The sequence below is a fragment of the Sulfuriferula sp. genome, from assembly GCF_054605375.1.
Genome location: NZ_JBTSEG010000001.1, coordinates 254760 through 271718 on the forward strand (window position 1 = coordinate 254760; position 16959 = coordinate 271718).

The 16959-nt window shown below is 57.0% G+C and carries 16 protein-coding genes and 1 pseudogene; 11 read left to right on the forward strand and 6 right to left on the reverse strand.

From position 1 onward, the window contains the following. Positions 1–7 precede the first annotated feature (7 nt). Entirely contained in the window at positions 8–1120 is a 1113-nt protein-coding gene (locus ACYCZJ_RS01320; RefSeq protein ID WP_461552415.1) for a COX15/CtaA family protein, read from the forward strand. A gap of 556 nt (positions 1121–1676) precedes the next feature. Here ACYCZJ_RS01320 and ACYCZJ_RS01325 read toward each other — a convergent pair. Beyond that, complete coding sequence (locus tag ACYCZJ_RS01325; RefSeq protein ID WP_461552416.1) at positions 1677–2072, reverse strand: very short patch repair endonuclease; 396 nt, start codon at positions 2070–2072, stop codon at positions 1677–1679. A gap of 210 nt (positions 2073–2282) precedes the next feature. Between ACYCZJ_RS01325 and dcm the strand changes: the two genes are divergently transcribed. Continuing rightward, positions 2283–3527 carry a DNA (cytosine-5-)-methyltransferase gene (gene dcm, locus ACYCZJ_RS01330; protein WP_461552417.1) on the forward strand — a complete coding sequence of 415 codons (1245 nt, stop codon included), beginning with the start codon at positions 2283–2285 and terminating at the stop codon, positions 3525–3527. Here dcm and ACYCZJ_RS01335 read toward each other — a convergent pair. From ACYCZJ_RS01335 to ACYCZJ_RS01355, 5 genes and pseudogenes are all read right to left on the reverse strand, one after another. Continuing rightward, positions 3431–4564 carry an HNH endonuclease gene (locus ACYCZJ_RS01335; RefSeq protein ID WP_461552418.1) on the reverse strand — a complete coding sequence of 378 codons (1134 nt, stop codon included), beginning with the start codon at positions 4562–4564 and terminating at the stop codon, positions 3431–3433. The two genes, dcm and ACYCZJ_RS01335, sit on opposite strands and share 97 nt — an antisense overlap. A gap of 238 nt (positions 4565–4802) precedes the next feature. Continuing rightward, positions 4803–4994, reverse strand: a pseudogene (locus tag ACYCZJ_RS01340) (hypothetical protein); the annotation flags it as partial. A gap of 673 nt (positions 4995–5667) precedes the next feature. Continuing rightward, on the reverse strand, positions 5668–6849 hold the full coding sequence (locus ACYCZJ_RS01345) for an NAD(P)/FAD-dependent oxidoreductase (protein ID WP_461552419.1): 1182 nt from the start codon (positions 6847–6849) through the stop codon (positions 5668–5670). A 242-nt stretch (positions 6850–7091) separates the two neighbouring features. After that, a complete protein-coding gene (locus ACYCZJ_RS01350) occupies positions 7092–7277 on the reverse strand; it encodes a hypothetical protein (protein ID WP_461552420.1) in 186 nt (61 codons plus the stop codon). Positions 7278–7497: 220 nt separating this feature from the next. Then, complete coding sequence (locus ACYCZJ_RS01355) at positions 7498–8388, reverse strand: phosphoribulokinase (RefSeq protein WP_461552421.1); 891 nt, start codon at positions 8386–8388, stop codon at positions 7498–7500. A gap of 136 nt (positions 8389–8524) precedes the next feature. On the opposite strand from ACYCZJ_RS01355, the gene leuS reads away from it, so the two are divergent. From leuS to ACYCZJ_RS01400, 9 genes are all read left to right on the forward strand, one after another. Further along, positions 8525–11131 carry a leucine--tRNA ligase gene (gene leuS / locus ACYCZJ_RS01360; protein WP_461552422.1) on the forward strand — a complete coding sequence of 869 codons (2607 nt, stop codon included), beginning with the start codon at positions 8525–8527 and terminating at the stop codon, positions 11129–11131. Between the two features lie 17 nt (positions 11132–11148). Next, the gene (locus ACYCZJ_RS01365; protein ID WP_461552423.1) at positions 11149–11640 is read left to right on the forward strand and encodes an LPS-assembly lipoprotein LptE; all 492 of its coding nucleotides are present in this window, start codon (positions 11149–11151) and stop codon (positions 11638–11640) included. 2 nt (positions 11641–11642) lie between these two features. After that, positions 11643–12680 carry a DNA polymerase III subunit delta gene (holA, locus tag ACYCZJ_RS01370; RefSeq protein WP_461552424.1) on the forward strand — a complete coding sequence of 346 codons (1038 nt, stop codon included), beginning with the start codon at positions 11643–11645 and terminating at the stop codon, positions 12678–12680. A gap of 11 nt (positions 12681–12691) precedes the next feature. Beyond that, a complete protein-coding gene (locus tag ACYCZJ_RS01375) occupies positions 12692–13144 on the forward strand; it encodes a VOC family protein (RefSeq protein WP_461552425.1) in 453 nt (150 codons plus the stop codon). A 307-nt stretch (positions 13145–13451) separates the two neighbouring features. Continuing rightward, on the forward strand, positions 13452–14705 hold the full coding sequence (locus tag ACYCZJ_RS01380) for a glutamate-5-semialdehyde dehydrogenase (protein ID WP_461552426.1): 1254 nt from the start codon (positions 13452–13454) through the stop codon (positions 14703–14705). Positions 14706–14825: 120 nt separating this feature from the next. After that, a complete protein-coding gene (gene nadD, locus ACYCZJ_RS01385) occupies positions 14826–15482 on the forward strand; it encodes a nicotinate-nucleotide adenylyltransferase (protein WP_461552427.1) in 657 nt (218 codons plus the stop codon). Beyond that, positions 15482–15838, forward strand: coding sequence for a ribosome silencing factor (gene rsfS, locus ACYCZJ_RS01390; protein ID WP_461552428.1), 357 nt, complete (start codon positions 15482–15484; stop codon positions 15836–15838). The genes nadD and rsfS overlap by 1 nt, the downstream gene beginning before the upstream one ends. A gap of 9 nt (positions 15839–15847) precedes the next feature. Then, complete coding sequence (gene rlmH, locus ACYCZJ_RS01395; RefSeq protein ID WP_461552429.1) at positions 15848–16318, forward strand: 23S rRNA (pseudouridine(1915)-N(3))-methyltransferase RlmH; 471 nt, start codon at positions 15848–15850, stop codon at positions 16316–16318. Positions 16319–16323: 5 nt separating this feature from the next. Continuing rightward, entirely contained in the window at positions 16324–16944 is a 621-nt protein-coding gene (locus ACYCZJ_RS01400; RefSeq protein WP_461552430.1) for a Maf family protein, read from the forward strand. Positions 16945–16959: the final 15 nt, after the last annotated feature.

Genomic DNA, 16959 nt, shown 5'->3' on the forward strand with positions numbered 1-16959 from the left:
CATGGGCATGGCATCGGATCTGCAATGGCTGCAACTGGCCCTCACCGGACTCATGGTTGCCGCACTGCCGCTGAGTTACGCCTGGGTCAAGGGCCGCCGCAACCGCTACCGCCAGGTGGTGTGGCTGACGCTGTTCCTCACCTTCGACCTGATCCTGTTCGGCGGCTTTACTCGCCTCACCGACTCGGGGCTCGGTTGCCCGGACTGGCCCGGCTGCTATGGCACCGCCAATCCCTTCCTTGCCCATGCCCACATCAGCGCTGCCCAGGCGCTGATGCCCAGCGGCCCGGTCACCTGGACCAAAGCCTGGATCGAGATGATCCATCGCTACCTGGCGATGATGGTCGGCGTATTGATAATTGCACTGACGGCGCTGGGCTGGTTCAAGCGGCGCGAACTGCACCAATCGCCGTGGCCGGCCACCGCGCTGTTTGTACTGGTGTGCGTGCAAGGCGCATTCGGCGCGTGGACGGTCACGCTCAAACTGCAGCCGGTCATTGTCACCCTGCACCTGCTGCTCGGGCTGACGCTGCTGGCGTCGCTGGCCTGGCTGGCCGCACGCACCCAGCCGGCAGCTTCGCACGACGCTGCAGTCAGCCGATTCACCCCGTGGATCGCGCTCGGTATCGCGTTGCTTGCAGTGCAGATCGCCCTCGGCGGCTGGGTGAGCACTAACTACGCAGTGCTCGCCTGCACCGATTTCCCGTTATGCAACGGCCAGCTGATCCCGACTATGGACTTCCAGCACGGTTTCACCCTGTGGCGCGCACTCGGCAAAACCGCCAGCGGCGCGCTGCTCAGCCATGACGCGCTGGTCGCCATCCACTGGACACATCGGGTATTTGCCGTCGTCGTCATCGCTTACCTCGGCTGGCTCGGCCTGCGCGCCCGCCGCAGCCTGACACTCAACCGGCCCGCCCTCATATTGCTGGCGCTGATCACTCTGCAATTCGCCACCGGATTATCCAACATCCTGCTGCAATGGCCGCTTCCTATCGCCGTCGCCCACAACGGCGGCGCAGCGGCGCTGCTGGTGACGCTGGTGTTCATGCTGGCGTGGAGCGGCCCTGATGCAAGCCGACGGACATCGGAGAACATCAAGGATCGGATGCACCTATGAAAGAGGCATCGTGAAGGACTACATTCGTGCCGGAAACGGTCAGTCAGCGTGATGACCATGAAGGTCTGCTGCTCGGCCTGACCGGCCATTCGACCGGTGGCCCGTGCCGGTCAGCAATGCATCGGTTAACAGCCGCTCAACCGCAGATTGCGACGAGCGGCAACTCTCCAAACCCTTGAACACGTATTGCCGACTCCTTGTGGCTACTCCCCGCTGAAAAATAGCTCCAGTTCAAAGCCCACCTTCAGGTGCGTTTGAGGCAATGCATGCCTTTGCGATAGAAAAATTTTGGAACGGGTCAAACTCATCTGCAACGAGTTGTTGGGTATCAATCATAGACCTCGGCACCTTCTTGGAGATACTCGAGACCGGAACGCATAAACCAATCTGACTCCCCATCCATCCAAATTGCATTTGAATGCATCGGCTTCGTAGCCGCTGCCTATAAACCACTAGACAAGATTTCTGCCGCGTTCGGTCAACACAACTTCTTCACTGAGTTTCTGAGCCAAATCTAACAAAAAGAATAAGGCTGGTTTTGCGACTAGCCTTATTTTTATGCCAAGAATTCTCTGAGTCTCGTTGATAGCTGTTCTTGCTCTTTAAGCTCACACTCCCAAACCACGAGAGTTTTCCAACCAAGGTTGGATAGGGCTGTTTGGTTGGTGCCGTCTCTCTCCTTATTTCGACTGATTTTTGAAAGCCAATAATCTTGATTTGACTTTGGCTTTCGGGCGCCTTTCTTGCAGTCATGTCCATGCCAAAAGCAACCATTTATAATGATCGCTTTATGACGACCAATATAGGCAATGTCTGGCGTTCCAGGCAAGTCCCTTCTATGTAAGCGATAGCCTGGGTATCCTAATGATCGAAGGATATTGCGCACAATGATTTCGGGTTTCGTGTCTTTCCCACGAATGCGACGCATATTTTCACTGCGGCTGATGGCCATAAGCTTAACCTCGGACATATGGAGGACATGCTACACGCCTCGGCTCCGTTGTTGCGAAACTAAGACACTAGTACAAGGCGGATCTTCGCCATGCCCTCAGAGGCTGGACATTCGTACAGCAAAAAATTTCTGGCATCGACCATTTTTGTGGCATGATACGGCTTGATACGGTTCGCACCCACGACGCACGCCAACAGAAGATCAATACATATGAACTTGAACCAAGCCGCGCAGGCCATCGGAGTGTCTGCAGTGACGCTCAAGCGATGGCTCATCAGCGGAAAAGTGAAAGACGTTGACCGCGACAGGAACAACTGGCGAGTCTTTACCGCTGCCGATATTGAACGAATCAAGCAGTATGCCTCTAAGGATTCCGACAACTCGGCACCCAGCACAAGTTCAGTACCGCTAGATCGTTCGATCTACTCCGCAGCATCATTCTTCACCGGGATCGGTGGGTTTGACATCGGCTTTGAGTCAGCAGGTTTCTCAATCTCAATGCAGTGTGAGGTTGAGCCCTTCTGTCAGACCCTTCTCAGAAAGCACTGGCCTAGCGTTCCCCTCCACCCTGACATTACGAAATTAAAAAATGACGACATCCCAAAATCCGACGTTTGGGTCGGAGGCTTCCCGTGTCAAGACCTCTCTCTTGCTCGAATGGGTAAAAGAGATGGACTTAGAGGGAGCAAGTCCGGACTGTTTTATGAGTTTGCTAGATTGGTTGGAGCAGGCAAGCCCAGAGTTGTTCTTCTCGAAAACGTTGCGGGCCTACTCAGCGCCCACGGAGGAAAAGATTTTGGGATCGTGCTCTCAACGCTGGCCGAGCTCGGGTATTCTGTCGGATGGCGTACTTTTAACAGCAAACACTTCGGAGTTCCCCAATCACGGCAAAGGGTCTACGTTGTCGGATGTCGTGGAGACGGGCGAGGTCCAGGAGAAATACTTTTTGAGTCCGAATGCAGCAAAGGGCATCATCCGAAGGGCGGATCGCATGGGAAGGAATCTGCGGCCTCATTTCAGGATATCGTTGGAGATACTAGCGGCGAAGGCCCCGTAATTCAGGCTCTTGCCTATTGCCTCTACGCGACCTCTGCGCGGCATACGGGGACAGACTGGAGCCGCAACTATGTTTGCTATCCCAAGATTGGCAAGGTTCGTCGTCTGATTCCTGCTGAATGCGAAGGAGTTATGGCCTTCCCGAAGGGCTGGACGATTCCCGCGCAAACAACGTTGAGTGCTGATGACCTGGACTCAGCTAGGTACCACGCCCTTGGAAATGCTGTCACTCCGCCCGTTGCGGAGTGGCTTGCTCTGCGGATCAGGCAATATCTGGAATCTCGTGATTTCCCTGAAGCAGATCAGAAGTTCAATGCTTCGTTGTACACCTTGAGGAACGAGGGGTTGGGCCAGTTGGCGCTGTCCTTCGGCAATAAGGAGGTTGAAACTACGCCTTGAATATCTTTGAGTCCGTCCAGTTTGAGAAGACCGGCGGACTCAGCAGCCAGCGCTGCTGCCGATAGAGCAATCCCATAGCTTGATGTCGGGGTGTCATAGCTCAACTGCAAGATGCCAGCGTCAAATGCCCAGTGACAGAGCTTACTTAAGCAAAGTCCGTTGCTGACGGCGTTCAAGTTGTACTCTGCCCACGGAAGAATATGGGCAGCATCTACACCAGAACTTCCAGTCACTGGGGTTTTGGGTAGCCGCATTCCAGTGAACAGGCAGGTGTGGCTGTATGCCTGACGAACCTCGGTACTAAACTTAGTTCCCGCTGCACCACGCAGCGCGACCTGCTGCCAAACCTTAATTCTGTTTCTTGCGGCTTCCTTCAACTCTTCAAGATTCTCTTCCCCAAGGGCCATCGCCTCTTCGGTTTCAGTGGCGTGAACGCCAAGCCACATTAGCTCATCAAGATTGGGTAGCTTGAGGTCTTTGGTAATGTGACGAAGAGGATCATCAGGTTCAATATTTGCCAGCCGTATTGATTCGGCGACACCAATCACTGCTTTAACATCGTGACTGTTAAAAGCATTCCTGTGTTGAACGACCGCACTGGCAAGAGCAGAACTCTGCTTAGAAGCAGCATCCCAACAAGCCATGACAATGCGCAAGCGTTCAATTACATCAAGCCGAACAGAATCGAACGATGAGTTAGAAAGAACCGCCTGGGTTGGCGAAACAACTATCTCGGTATTTGATAGTTCCACCACATCAAATGGAATGGACATCACGGAGAAATTGTCTTTGTATATTTGAAGCTTGCCTCCCGGTGTTGCACCGATTTCTCTCTTAGGCTTGGGCAGCAAAAGAATTGCAGCCAAGATCAGATAGACATGTGAATCGGAGTGCGGATCAAGAAGTCTGATACGAGGCTTGCCTTGGGTATGGCGAACAAAGTTATTGGTTGGGAATCTGAACCCTGGAAGCAGTTCTAAAACAATCTCACGGTCGAATACGTCATGAACACGTATAGCCTCATGGCTCCCTGCCACTTCGTACTCACCTCTGCCTCCACTTGTTCTCAGTGCGATTCGCATCCGTCACCACGTATCAGTAAAATTGATGTTCGCTTGTAATAGTACGACAACTGCTGTCGCAGTTGCCATTTTGGGGAAGCTCTTCTATTCAGAGCCGGTAGAATGCTGAAGCCATAGATCGCGGTGTCGCCATGAAGCAAACCACCTTCGCCTCACTGACTGGCACCTAGAATAACCTTGAATCCTACCACACACGTCCGCCCTGCGCACTCAACGGACTTAGCGCGACGCGATCGACCTCGGCCGCAAGCGCTGCAAAGTCGATGTGCGACAAGATCTTTGCAAGCGGGTCGCCCAGCGCGTCGATCTTCTTGCGGTGGTGTTTGTCGGCCAACAGGTCGGTCTTGATTGCGCTACGCGGTTTCGCCGGGGCGGGCGAGAGCAGGTTTCAGAACATTGTAATTTTACCGAGGGCGTGTGATCGGAGGTTTTTCGAGGAGCCCTGTATTATGAATAGGCTAGTCCGAGGCGATGGGTCATCGACTGATCCTCGCTGTACTGCTGCCACTCAGCTGTCAGAGTTTGGACGGCAGCTATGGCCGAGAGGCAGACATCCGATGTAGTCCTCTGACTGACCACATCGATTCGGAATCAGTCGTCCCCACTCTCTTCAACTCAGACACATCTCCAGACAATCCAGCGAACGTTTTACAGCAAATTCCACCAAAAAAGCCAGGTGAACCCGGTTTTTCATTGCCGCGATGAATCAAGTCAAACAGGCTTTCTTCCTGACAGCAATCATGCCTTCGATCATCGGCCCGATGATCAGCTCCATCGAGTAATCATCTTGCTGCCGTCAGCGCGTGTCATCCACTCGCTAGGCCAAGTCAGCGAGTGGCGCTACGCGCTGAAGGCGATCCGCTGCGGCAACGGCCGGAATACATCAGCGCCATCACGCTGGCATGGGAAAAAAGCCGCGTCCACATCGGTTTTATTCAGTCCTGCAATCCGCATCAGAAGCTTATGTGCCGTGCCATTTGTTCAACTCAATTGATGAGCCTCAGGACTTTGCCACGGGTTGACGCTGCTCTTGCAATCACGAACGCCACCCGTTGTGTTTAATCGTGAATCCGCCCGACGAGGGTGGCCGCGCTGAATATGTCTTTAGTCATGATCAGCTCACGCGCGGCCTCGATTTGACCCCAGGTATTCCACAACAGCACGCCGCGCACGCGTCCGGCCTTGAGGTAATACACAACGCCTTGACGGTTCGGTTCCTTCCAGTCCTCGACGATATCCATGTCGGCGCCGAATTCGCCGACGGCTTCGTACCCCAGGTCGAAAAGATCGGAATAAAAGTAAGGCAGGTGCTCATACTTTTCCGAACTACCGGCCATATTACGTCCAGCCATCGCGCCCATGGTATTGGCGTTATCCTCGTGTTCGACGCGTCGACGCACGTCGAGCGCCGGGCTGTAAAAATTCGCGGCATCGCCGGCAGCGAAAATATCGGGGGGTGCTGCACGCAATTGCTCGTCGACGACGATTCCGTTGTCTATCCCGAGACCAAGCGATTTCGCCAGGCCAACCTCGGTTTCAATACCAATACCGGCCACGACGGCGTCCGCGGACAAGGATTTTCCGCTCTCGGTATTGGCAATGAAACGCATGCCTGTTTTCTCGAGAGAGCGGATTTTCTCACCGGCCAGTACGTCGACACCCTTCTCGTGGAAATAATCGTTGAGAAATTTTGAGAGCCTGGGCGGATAGATGCGCGCACCAATGCCGCTGCCGGGAAAGATCATGGTCACTTTGCAGCCGCTAATAGCCAGCGCGGCGGCGATCTCCGAACCGATGAATCCGCCGCCAATGACGATGAATTCCGATTTTCGATCGGCAAGCACGCGCAGACGCTGGTAATCGTCGAACGTCCGAAAATAGATGACATCGTCAGGTGCTGATGACAGACGCCGCGAGGTGCCGCCGGTCGCCAGCAACAGCTTCTCATAGTGGTAGACTACGCCGCGATTGTCCGTGACGGTGTGCTGTGCGGCATCGCCGGTAACTGCGCGCGTGTCCAGAAAAAGATCGACCCCGGCCTGCTCGGTTTTGCGCCAGATGGTGTCAGGCGGATCTCCGGTCCACAATTTCTTCGATAACGGAGGGCGATCATACGGTGGGTGTTTTTCGTCGCACAGTACGGCGATGGTTCCGTCCTTATCGCGTTCGCGGATACCGCGCACGGCGGCATCCGCAGTCATGCCACCGCCGACAATGAGATATCTGTAATCTTTCATCATGGTTGGTATTACTCCTCTGTGCTTTTTAGCCAATGTTTAAAACCGCAGTATGGCCGGATAAATCTACCGCGATACTCGGGCAGACTGGCATGACGATTCTTGTTGAGCACCGCGCGGCGGTAAATTCTCATGGTCCGACCGACCCACTCCAGCGTTGACACCGGCCATCACGTCGCAAGCGAAAACCGGCACGCCCACACCCGTCACGGTTAAGTATAGAAGGCCATTTCAGGAAACGGAATTTAAAGTTCGCCAAGCGCGCGTAGAGGCCGGAATTCAGCGGTGCAGCGCTGACACGGATACGCCGAGGTCTTAGCCACGCCCCGAGGTGGTACGCGGTTGGTCAGCAGCTTTTTGGCCGATTCGGTGTTGCTATCGGTCAGCTGCCAGCGCTGCGTGTATGCTTCGCCCTGCATGGATCGTTTCATGTTCATCTCGATCCAATGTTTCTACATTGGATTTGACACATCATGGCCATGATTTGCTTACAGAATGGCGCGGTGCTTTCACATAACTTCGATCGAAACCGGTCACACTCCCATGCTGCAATTTAAGCACGCCTGTGGGCAAGCAAAGAATGCTGTATAGCTTTCTTCATCCCGGTAAAAGCCGGGCAAGCCCGGCTTTTACCGGGATGGATCAAGCCAATCAGGGCTTTTTCTTGGCGGCGATCATGTCTTCGATCATCGGCCCGAGGATCAGCTCCATCGAGTAGCCCATCTTGCTGCCGGGCACCACCAGGGTGTTGGCGCGCGACATGAAAGAGTTGGGGATCATGTTGATCAGGTAGGGGAAATCGACGCCCTTGTGCTCGCTGAAACGGATGATGACCAGGCTCTCGTCCGGTGTCGGGATATCGCGGGCGATGAATGGATTGGAGGTATCCACCGTCGGCACGCGCTGGAAATTGACGTGGGTGCGGGAAAACTGCGGGGTGATGTAGTTCACGTAGTCCGGCATGCGGCGCATGATGGTATCGACGATGACTTCGGCGGAGTAGCCGCGTTCGGCCGCGTCGCGGTGGATTTTCTGGATCCATTCCAGGTTGACCACCGGCACCACGCCCACGCCCAGATCCACATGTTTCGATACATCCACCTTGCCATGCGAAACCAGGCCGTGCAGGCCTTCATAAAACAACAGATCGGTGCCGCTGGGGACCTCTTCCCACGGGGTGAATTCACCGGCGCACAGCTTGGTGCCGAGACGTTTGTTGTGTTGCGCAGCTTCTTCATCGCTGTGCAGGTAATAGCGTTTCTTGCCCTTGCCGTTTTTGCCGTAGCTTTTGAACAGCTCTTCCAGCTTGTCGAAGTGGTTGGATTCCGGGCCGAAATGGCTGAAATGATTGTTGCCGGCGGTTTCGGCCTTTTTCATCGCCACCTTGAATTCAGTGCGGCTCAAGGCGTGAAAACTGTCGCCCTCGATGACCGCAGAGCTGATATTTTCGCGGTGAAAAATGTGCTCGAACGCGCGCTTGACGGTGGTGGTGCCTGCGCCGGAAGAGCCGGTCACGGCGATAACGGGGTGTTTCTTGGACATGATGCGCTCCAGTTAATAACTATGAAAAAGCCGAATATAATCGCGGCAGTATAGCTTTTAAGCTGTCCTGCTGTCCACGCACCGCCAGTTCGGCAGGGTATAATCGGACTTTTTCCTGCGCCGTTTATCGCATCTCATGGAAGCCCAATACCAACCCCAGAAAATCGAGGCGGACGCCCAGCGCCGCTGGATTGAATCCGCTGCCTTCAAGGCCGCCGAGCCTTCCGGCAAGCCCAAGTACTACTGCCTGTCGATGTTCCCCTACCCATCCGGCAAGCTGCACATGGGGCACGTGCGCAACTACACCATCGGCGATGTGCTGGCGCGTTTCCACCGCATGCAGGGCTATAACGTGATGCAGCCGATGGGCTGGGATGCGTTCGGCCTGCCTGCGGAAAACGCCGCGCTGAAAAACGGCGTGCCGCCCGCCGCATGGACCTACGCCAACATCGATCACATGCGCAGCCAGTTGAAGAGCCTCGGCCTGGCGATCGACTGGGAGCGCGAACTCGCCACCTGCCAGCCCGGGTATTACCGCTGGGAGCAGTGGCTGTTCACACGCCTGTTCGAAAAAGGCGTGATCTACAAGAAAACCGCATCGGTCAACTGGGACCCGGTGGACAATACCGTGCTCGCCAACGAGCAGGTGATCGACGGGCGCGGCTGGCGTTCCGGCGCGCTGGTGGAAAAACGCGACATCCCGATGTACTTCATGCGCATCACCGCCTATGCCGATGAACTGCTGAGCGGTCTCGACACCCTGCCGAACTGGCCGGAGCAGGTCAAAACCATGCAGCGCAACTGGATCGGCAAGAGCTTCGGCTGCGAAGTGCATTTCCCCTACGACGCTGCCAGCATCGGCGAGCCCGGCGTGCTCAAGGTTTACACCACGCGCCCGGATACGCTGATGGGCGCGACCTACGTGGCCGTAGCTGCCGAACACGCGCTTGCCACCCAAGCTGCCGCCAGTAACCCGGCGTTGGCCGAATTCATTGCCGAATGCAAACGCGGTGGCGTGGCCGAGGCGGACATTGCCACGCAAGCCAAGAAAGGCATGGATACCGGCCTGTTCGTCACGCATCCGCTGACCGGGGAAAAACTCCCGGTATGGGTCGCCAACTATGTATTGATGGGTTATGGCGAAGGCGCAGTGATGGCGGTGCCAGCGCACGATGAGCGCGATTTTGAATTTGCCGAACAATACGGACTGCCGATAAAGACTGTGATCGCATCCAGCAACGGCGCTTACGAATCCGTGACTGCACCCTGGCAGGATGCCTACGCTGAACATGGCGTATGCATCCATTCCGGAAAATACGACGGCCTGGAGTTCGACGCTGCATTGGAGGCTGTCGCCGCTGACTTGCAGGCCAAAGACCTGGGCAGCAAACGCACCCAATTCCGCCTGCGCGACTGGGGCATTTCGCGTCAGCGCTACTGGGGTTGCCCGATCCCGATCGTTCACTGTGCCACCTGCGGCGATGTGCCGGTACCCGACGACCAGTTGCCGGTGGTGCTGCCGGAAGATGTGGTGGTCACCGGCGCTGGCTCGCCGTTGGCAAAAATGCCCGGATTTTACCAATGCGCCTGCCCCAAGTGCGGCCAGCCCGCGCGGCGCGAAACCGACACCATGGACACCTTTGTCGAATCGAGCTGGTACTACGCGCGCTACGCCAGCCACGATTGCAATACCGCCATGCTGGATGCGCGTGCCGACAACTGGCTGCCGGTGGATCAATATATCGGTGGCATTGAACACGCCATCCTGCACCTGTTGTATGCGCGTTTTTTCCACAAGCTGATGCGCGATGAGGGGCTGGTGCAATCGAGCGAACCGTTTACGCGCCTGCTCACCCAGGGCATGGTCATCGCTCCGACGTTTTACCGCGACGCAGGCGACGGCAAAAAAGACTGGATCAACCCGGCCGAGGTCGACGTGCGTCTGGACGAGCGCGGCCGTCCGCTGGATGCCGTGCTCAAGGCCGACGGCCTGCCGGTGGTCATCGGCGGCACCGAAAAAATGGCCAAGTCAAAAAACAACGGCGTCGATCCGCAACTGCTGATCGACAGCCACGGCGCGGATACTGCGCGTCTGTTCATGATGTTCGCGGCACCGCCCGAGCAAAGCCTGGAATGGTCGGATACCGGCGTGGAAGGCGCGTTCCGTTTTCTGAAGCGGCTCTGGAAACTGGTGCATGACCATGTCAGCATCGGCCTGGTGCCCGCCTATACGGATGGCGAACTGTCTGCCGAATTGAAAGCCCTGCGTTTCCAGTTGCACGGCGCGATCAAAAAAATCGGTGATGATTATGGCCGGCGCCAGACATTCAATACAGCCATCGCCACGGTCATGGAGTTACTCAACGCATTGAGTAAAATGGGCGATACCAGCCCGGTTGCGCGTAAAGTGGCACAGGAGGTGCTGGAACGGGCAGTATTGATGCTCTCCCCGATTGTGCCGCATGCTTGCGAAGCGCTGTGGGCCGCTCTTCAGCCGGGCACGCAGCTGCTGGATCAGGCGTGGCCGCAAGTGGACGAATCCGCGCTGGTTCAGGATGAGATCACGCTGATGCTGCAAGTCAACGGCAAGCTGCGCGGCGAAATCACCGTGGCCAAATCCACCGGCAAAGAGATGATCGAACAACTGGCGCTGGCACACGAAGCAGCGCAAAAATTCATGGCCGGACAGACACCCAAGAAAATTGTGGTGGTGCCCGGCCGACTGGTCAATATCGTAGTCTGAATGCAACTGGAGACACCATGAAAAATATCTTCACACACTGGCTATGGCTGGCACTCATCAGTATCACGCTGACCGCCGGCTGCGGTTTTCACCTGCGCGGCCAGATCGAGCTGCCGTATCGATCCGTTTATGTGCAGGGCGGATCGGACGGCTTGGCGGCGGCGCTGCAAGCCGCTCTGCGTCTGGGTCATGAAGGCCGTCTGGCACCCAGCGCAGCCAAGGCGGAGAGCGTGATCGATATCATATCGGTACAGAACAGCAAGGTCATTTTGTCCCTGTCCGGTATCGGCCGGGTGCGTGAATACCAGCTGCAATACCGGGTGCAGTACCAGCTCATCACGCCGCACGGCAAAGTGATTCTGCCGCCTGCCAATTTATTGCTGGCGCGCGACATGACTTATAACGACGCCCAGATATTGGCCAAGGGCGCGGAAGAACAGTTGCTTTACCGCGACATGCAAAAGGATGCCGCGCAGCAGATCATGCAGCGTATCGCCAGCGCCAAATAGCCATGCGCGTCAAAGCGGAGCAGCTCGCACAGCACTTGGCACGCGGCCTCCAGCCACTTTATACGGTCTACGGTGACGAGCCCCTGCTGGCACTGGAAGCGGCAGATATGATACGCGCCAGCGCTCGCTCCGCCGGTTACACCGAACGTGAAATTCATACCGTCGAGGCGCGCTTCGGCTGGAACGATCTGCTCTCTGCTGGTGACAACCTTTCCCTGTTCGGCAGCCTGCGCCTGTCCGATATCCGTATCCCTTCCGGCAAACCCGGTCTGGAAGGCGGCAAAACGCTGCAAGCCTATTGCGCCAGGCTGCCCGCCGACACGATCACCCTCATCACCCTGCCCAAACTCGACCGCCAGTCCACCAATGCCAAATGGTTTGGCGCGCTGGAAGCCGCGGGTGTGGTCGTTGCCGTCAACCCGGTGACCATCGACCAGTTGCCGCGCTGGATCGGCACGCGGCTGGCCGCACAAAACTTGCAGGCCGATCAGCAGACGCTGCGCTTTCTGACCGAACGCGTGGAAGGCAACCTGCTCGCCGCCGAGCAGGAAATCCGCAAGCTTGCGTTGCTGTTTCCACCGGGCAACATCACTTTCGCAGACGTGCGCGAGGCAGTGCTGGACGTTGCCCGCTACGATGTTTTCAAGCTTTCCGATGCCTTGCTGGCTGGCGATGTGCCGCGCCTGATACGCATGCTCGATGGCCTGCGCAACGAAGGTGAATCGCCGGTATTGATCCTGTGGACGCTGACGCGCGAGTTGCGCATCCTGACCCGCATCAAGGCTGGCCAGGCCAGCGGGCAACCGGCCGCCAAACTGATGCGCGACGCCGGTGTATGGGAATCGCGCCAGGCACTGGTGGACAGGGCGCTGACCCGCGTCAGCCTGGCCGCGCTCACCCAGGCGCTGCACGATGCGGCTGCAATCGACCGCACCATCAAGGGCTTGCAAAGCGGCGACGTGTGGGATGCACTCGGTGAACTGGCGCTGAAAATCGCGCCTCCAATTCAGTCTGTGCACCGCCCTGCAACCCGCCAGTAAAGGTCAACAACATGTCCAACACGAACCGCTTTCCCGTGGCGCACGAATTCCATATGAGCTTGCGCGTTAACGATCTGGCGCTCAGCACGAATTTTTATACTGCATTTTTCGGCGTCGAACCCAAAGACCGTACTGCCCGTTTCAGCACTTTTATCGTGCCTCACCTGCATCTCAATCTTGTGTTATTGATCAATGACCGGGGCGAGACACTGGATACCTACAGCCTTTATCACCTGGGGCTGGGCGTGGCCGACAAGGCGGCGGTGATTGGCGCGGCGCACAGCGCCCGTCAGGCTGGAGCCGACATTGTCAAGCCCCCGCGCACCACCTGGCGCGGCACGCCGCTGCATGAACTGTGGTTGCGCGACCCCAATGGCTATCTGATCGAGATTTATGCACGGCTCACCCCCGGGGAGCTGGCGCAGATGCCTGCCGATCAGGAACCCGTATTTTTGCTTGAGTGACCCATCATCCTAAAAACGGCTATTGGTCCACGAAAAACACGAAAAGCACGAAATAAACCAACAGCTTGTACAGACCTGGTCATTCACCCATAGGGTAACGATCTACGGCTTGATATCTCTTTGAATATTTTGCGAGCTTTCATCTTACGGCGAAATGCCCGTTTACCCCATTTCGTGTTTTTCGTGGACCAACTTGCTTTTCCAGGATCATTCAGCGGCCACTGCGCAGCCCCTGTCCAAGTCACACAAGCACCCCGTTGCGGTTCCGGGTTAAAATCCGTATTCAACCGTTATTTCCGGATTTGATATGGACATCAAAACCTATATGCAGGACATGGGACGGGCTGCCCGGGCGGCTTCGCGCGCCGTGGCACGTGCCGATACCAACACCAAGAACAAGGCGCTCGCCGTCATGGCGCAGGCTATCCAGCGTGATGCGGAGAAACTGCTCGCCGCCAATGCCGAAGATATGGCTGCTGCACGCGCCAATGGCCTGGATGCGGCACTCCTGGACCGTCTGGCGCTGAATGCCAAATCAGTGGCCGGCATGGTGGAAGGTCTGCTGGAAATTGCCGCACTACCCGACCCGGTGGGCGAAATCACTGACCTGAAATACCGCCCTTCCGGTATCCAGGTAGGCAAAATGCGCGTGCCGCTGGGTGTGGTTGGCATCATTTATGAAGCACGCCCCAACGTCACGGCCGACGCCGCCGGGCTGTGCCTGAAATCCGGCAACGCAGCCATTCTGCGCGGTGGCAGCGAGGCAATCCGCTCCAATCAGGCCATCGCCGTCTGCGTGCGCGAAGGCCTGGCCGCAGCCGGACTGCCGGAAACTGCAGTGCAAGTCATCGAAACCACCGACCGCGCAGCAGTGGGCGAACTCATTACCATGAGGGATTATGTAGACGTGATCGTGCCGCGCGGCGGCAAGGGGCTGATCGAACGCCTGATGAACGACGCACGCATTCCGGTCATCAAGCATCTGCACGGCGTGTGCCATGTATATATTGATGATCGTGCCGACGCGGACAAGGCGGTACGCATCGCCGACAATGCCAAAACCAGCCGCTACGGCACCTGCAACACCACGGAAACGCTGTTGGTTGCACAGGGTATCGCAGCGAAAGTGCTGCCAAAAATCACTGCCATCTACGCCGCCAAGGGCGTGGAAATGCGCGGTTGCGAAGCATCGCGCCGGATTGTGGCGATGAAAGCAGCCACAGATGAGGATTGGGTCACCGAGTACCTTGCCCCCATCATCTCCATCCGCGTGGTAGACGGCATGGAGGCGGCAATCGAGCACATCAACACTTACGGCTCGCAACATACCGATGCGATTGTCACCGAGGACTACACGCGTGCGCGCCGCTTCCTGCGCGAAGTGGATTCCAGCAGCGTCATGGTGAACGCCTCCACCCGTTTTGCCGATGGCTTCGAATATGGTCTGGGTGCGGAAATCGGCATTTCCACCGACAAAATCCACGCCCGCGGTCCGGTCGGGCTGGAAGGGCTGACTTCGCAGAAATGGGTTGTGCTGGGTGATGGACATGTGCGCGAATAATTCCCGGCTCCAGGCAAACGAATACCGCGTTGTCGGCGCTTGCCGTACTGCTCGTACTGTCTGCGCGCCTCCGCCTTGTCTTCGTTTGCCTGGAGCCGGGAATGAACATCTGGCGACGTTTTGAAACCCATCGGCATTTTCGGCGGCACTTTCGACCCGATCCACTTCGGCCATTTACGTCTGGCGGAGGAAATAGCCGAGGCGCTGGAACTCGCCACGGTGCATTTCATCCCGGCGGGTACACCGCCGCATCGCACCCGTCCACGCACTGATGCACACCATCGTTTGCAGATGGTGCGTCTGGCAATTGCCGGCAATCCGCGCTTTGCACTCGATGATCGCGAAGTCGGCCTGCCGCGTTTGTCCTACACGGTGGAAACGCTCACCTCATTGCGTGACGAACTGGGCATGACCCAGCCTTTATGCCTGCTGCTGGGCGCCGACGCGTTTTTGGGATTGACCACCTGGCACCGCTGGCAAGACTTGTTCGCACTGGCGCACATCGCAGTGGCGCATCGCCCCGGCTTTCCGCAAAGCACCTGGAAGGATGCCATGCCCGAGGTATTGCGCGCTGAACTGGAGGCGCGCATGGCACACCCGCAAGACCTGAACAGCGCGGCTGCAGGACTGCTGGTCACGCGCCCGATCACCGCGCTGGACATCTCCGCCACCCATATCCGCGACACCTTGCGTGCCGCGCGCAGTCCACGTTATTTGCTGCCGAACGTGGTTCTCGACTATATTCAGGCCAACCAACTGTATTTACCGGAAAATTAATGGATATCAACGAAATCACTGCTGCAGTCGTCGACGCACTGGAAGACATCAAGGGCCAGGATATCGTGGTTCTGGACACCACCCCCCTCACCTCCATGTTTGATCGCATGGTCATCGCCAGTGCAGACTCCACGCGTCAAACCAAAGCGCTGGCTCACAACGTGCAGGAGAAACTCAAGGAAAAAGGCGTCCCCGACCAAGGCATCGAAGGGTTGGCATCCGGCGAATGGGTGTTACTCGATCTGGGTAGTGTGGTCGTGCACGTGATGCAGCCTGCCGTGCGCCAGTATTACAACCTGGAAGAGTTATGGAGTGCAGCGCAGGATCAGCGCAATAAACGCAACGCGGCAGGCTGAGTCTGCAACATGAAACTGCGCATCATCGCGATTGGCCAGAAAATGCCGGGGTGGATCGAAACCGGATTTAGCGAATATGCCAAACGCATGCCGCGCGAGAACAGCATCGAACTGATCGAACTCAAGCCCGAGAAACGCGCCAGCGGAAAAACCGGCGAGCAGATCAAGGAAGCCGAACGCGACCGTATCCTTGCCGCACTGCCGCGGGATGCGACCATGTGGGCGCTTGATGAGCACGGCAGTCAGCTCACCACGCTGGAACTAGCCGATGCGATGCGCGAATGGCTGGGTGCGGGAGGTGATACGGCATTGGTCATCGGCGGTGCCGATGGTTTGCATCAAGATATCAAGCAGCGTGCCGATAAACTGCTTGCGCTGTCGCGCTTTACCCTGCCGCACGGTCTGGTTCGAGTAATGCTGGCGGAGCAACTCTATCGCGCCTGGAGCGTGACACAGAATCACCCTTACCACCGGGAATAACAAGAATGGCACATCACGATCCGCGTATTTATCTGGCCTCACGTTCACCCCGGCGCCGCGAGTTGCTGCGCCAGATAGGCGTTCAGCACGAAGTATTACTGTTACGCGAATCCAGCGGCCGTCTTGACCTCAATGAAACACCGCAACCCGGCGAATCGCCTCAAGCGTATGCAATACGAATTGCATCTGCCAAGGCCGATGTCGGCTGGCAGCGCGTAATCGAACGCCAGATACCGCGTTATGCGGTGCTCGGTGCCGACACGACCGTCTCCCTGGATGGCGAAATCTTCGGTAAACCCTTGGGACTCAGCGCGACCATTGCCATGCTGGGCAAACTGGGCGGCCGCAGCCATCAGGTGCTGACAGCAGTTGCACTGACCTTTGAAGCACGTTGCGAGGTGCTGCTGAGCACTTCAACGGTCAAATTCAAGCCGCTCAGTGAACATGAAATCCATGCCTATGCCGGTAGCGGTGAGCCATTCGACAAGGCGGGCGGTTACGCCATTCAGGGGCGTGCAGCGACTTTCATCGAACACCTGGAAGGCAGTTATTCGGGGGTAATGGGTCTGCCATTGTTTGAAACCGCGCAACTGCTGCAACGCTTCAACCTGAAATTATTCGAATAAGCCTTAGGGTAAAGC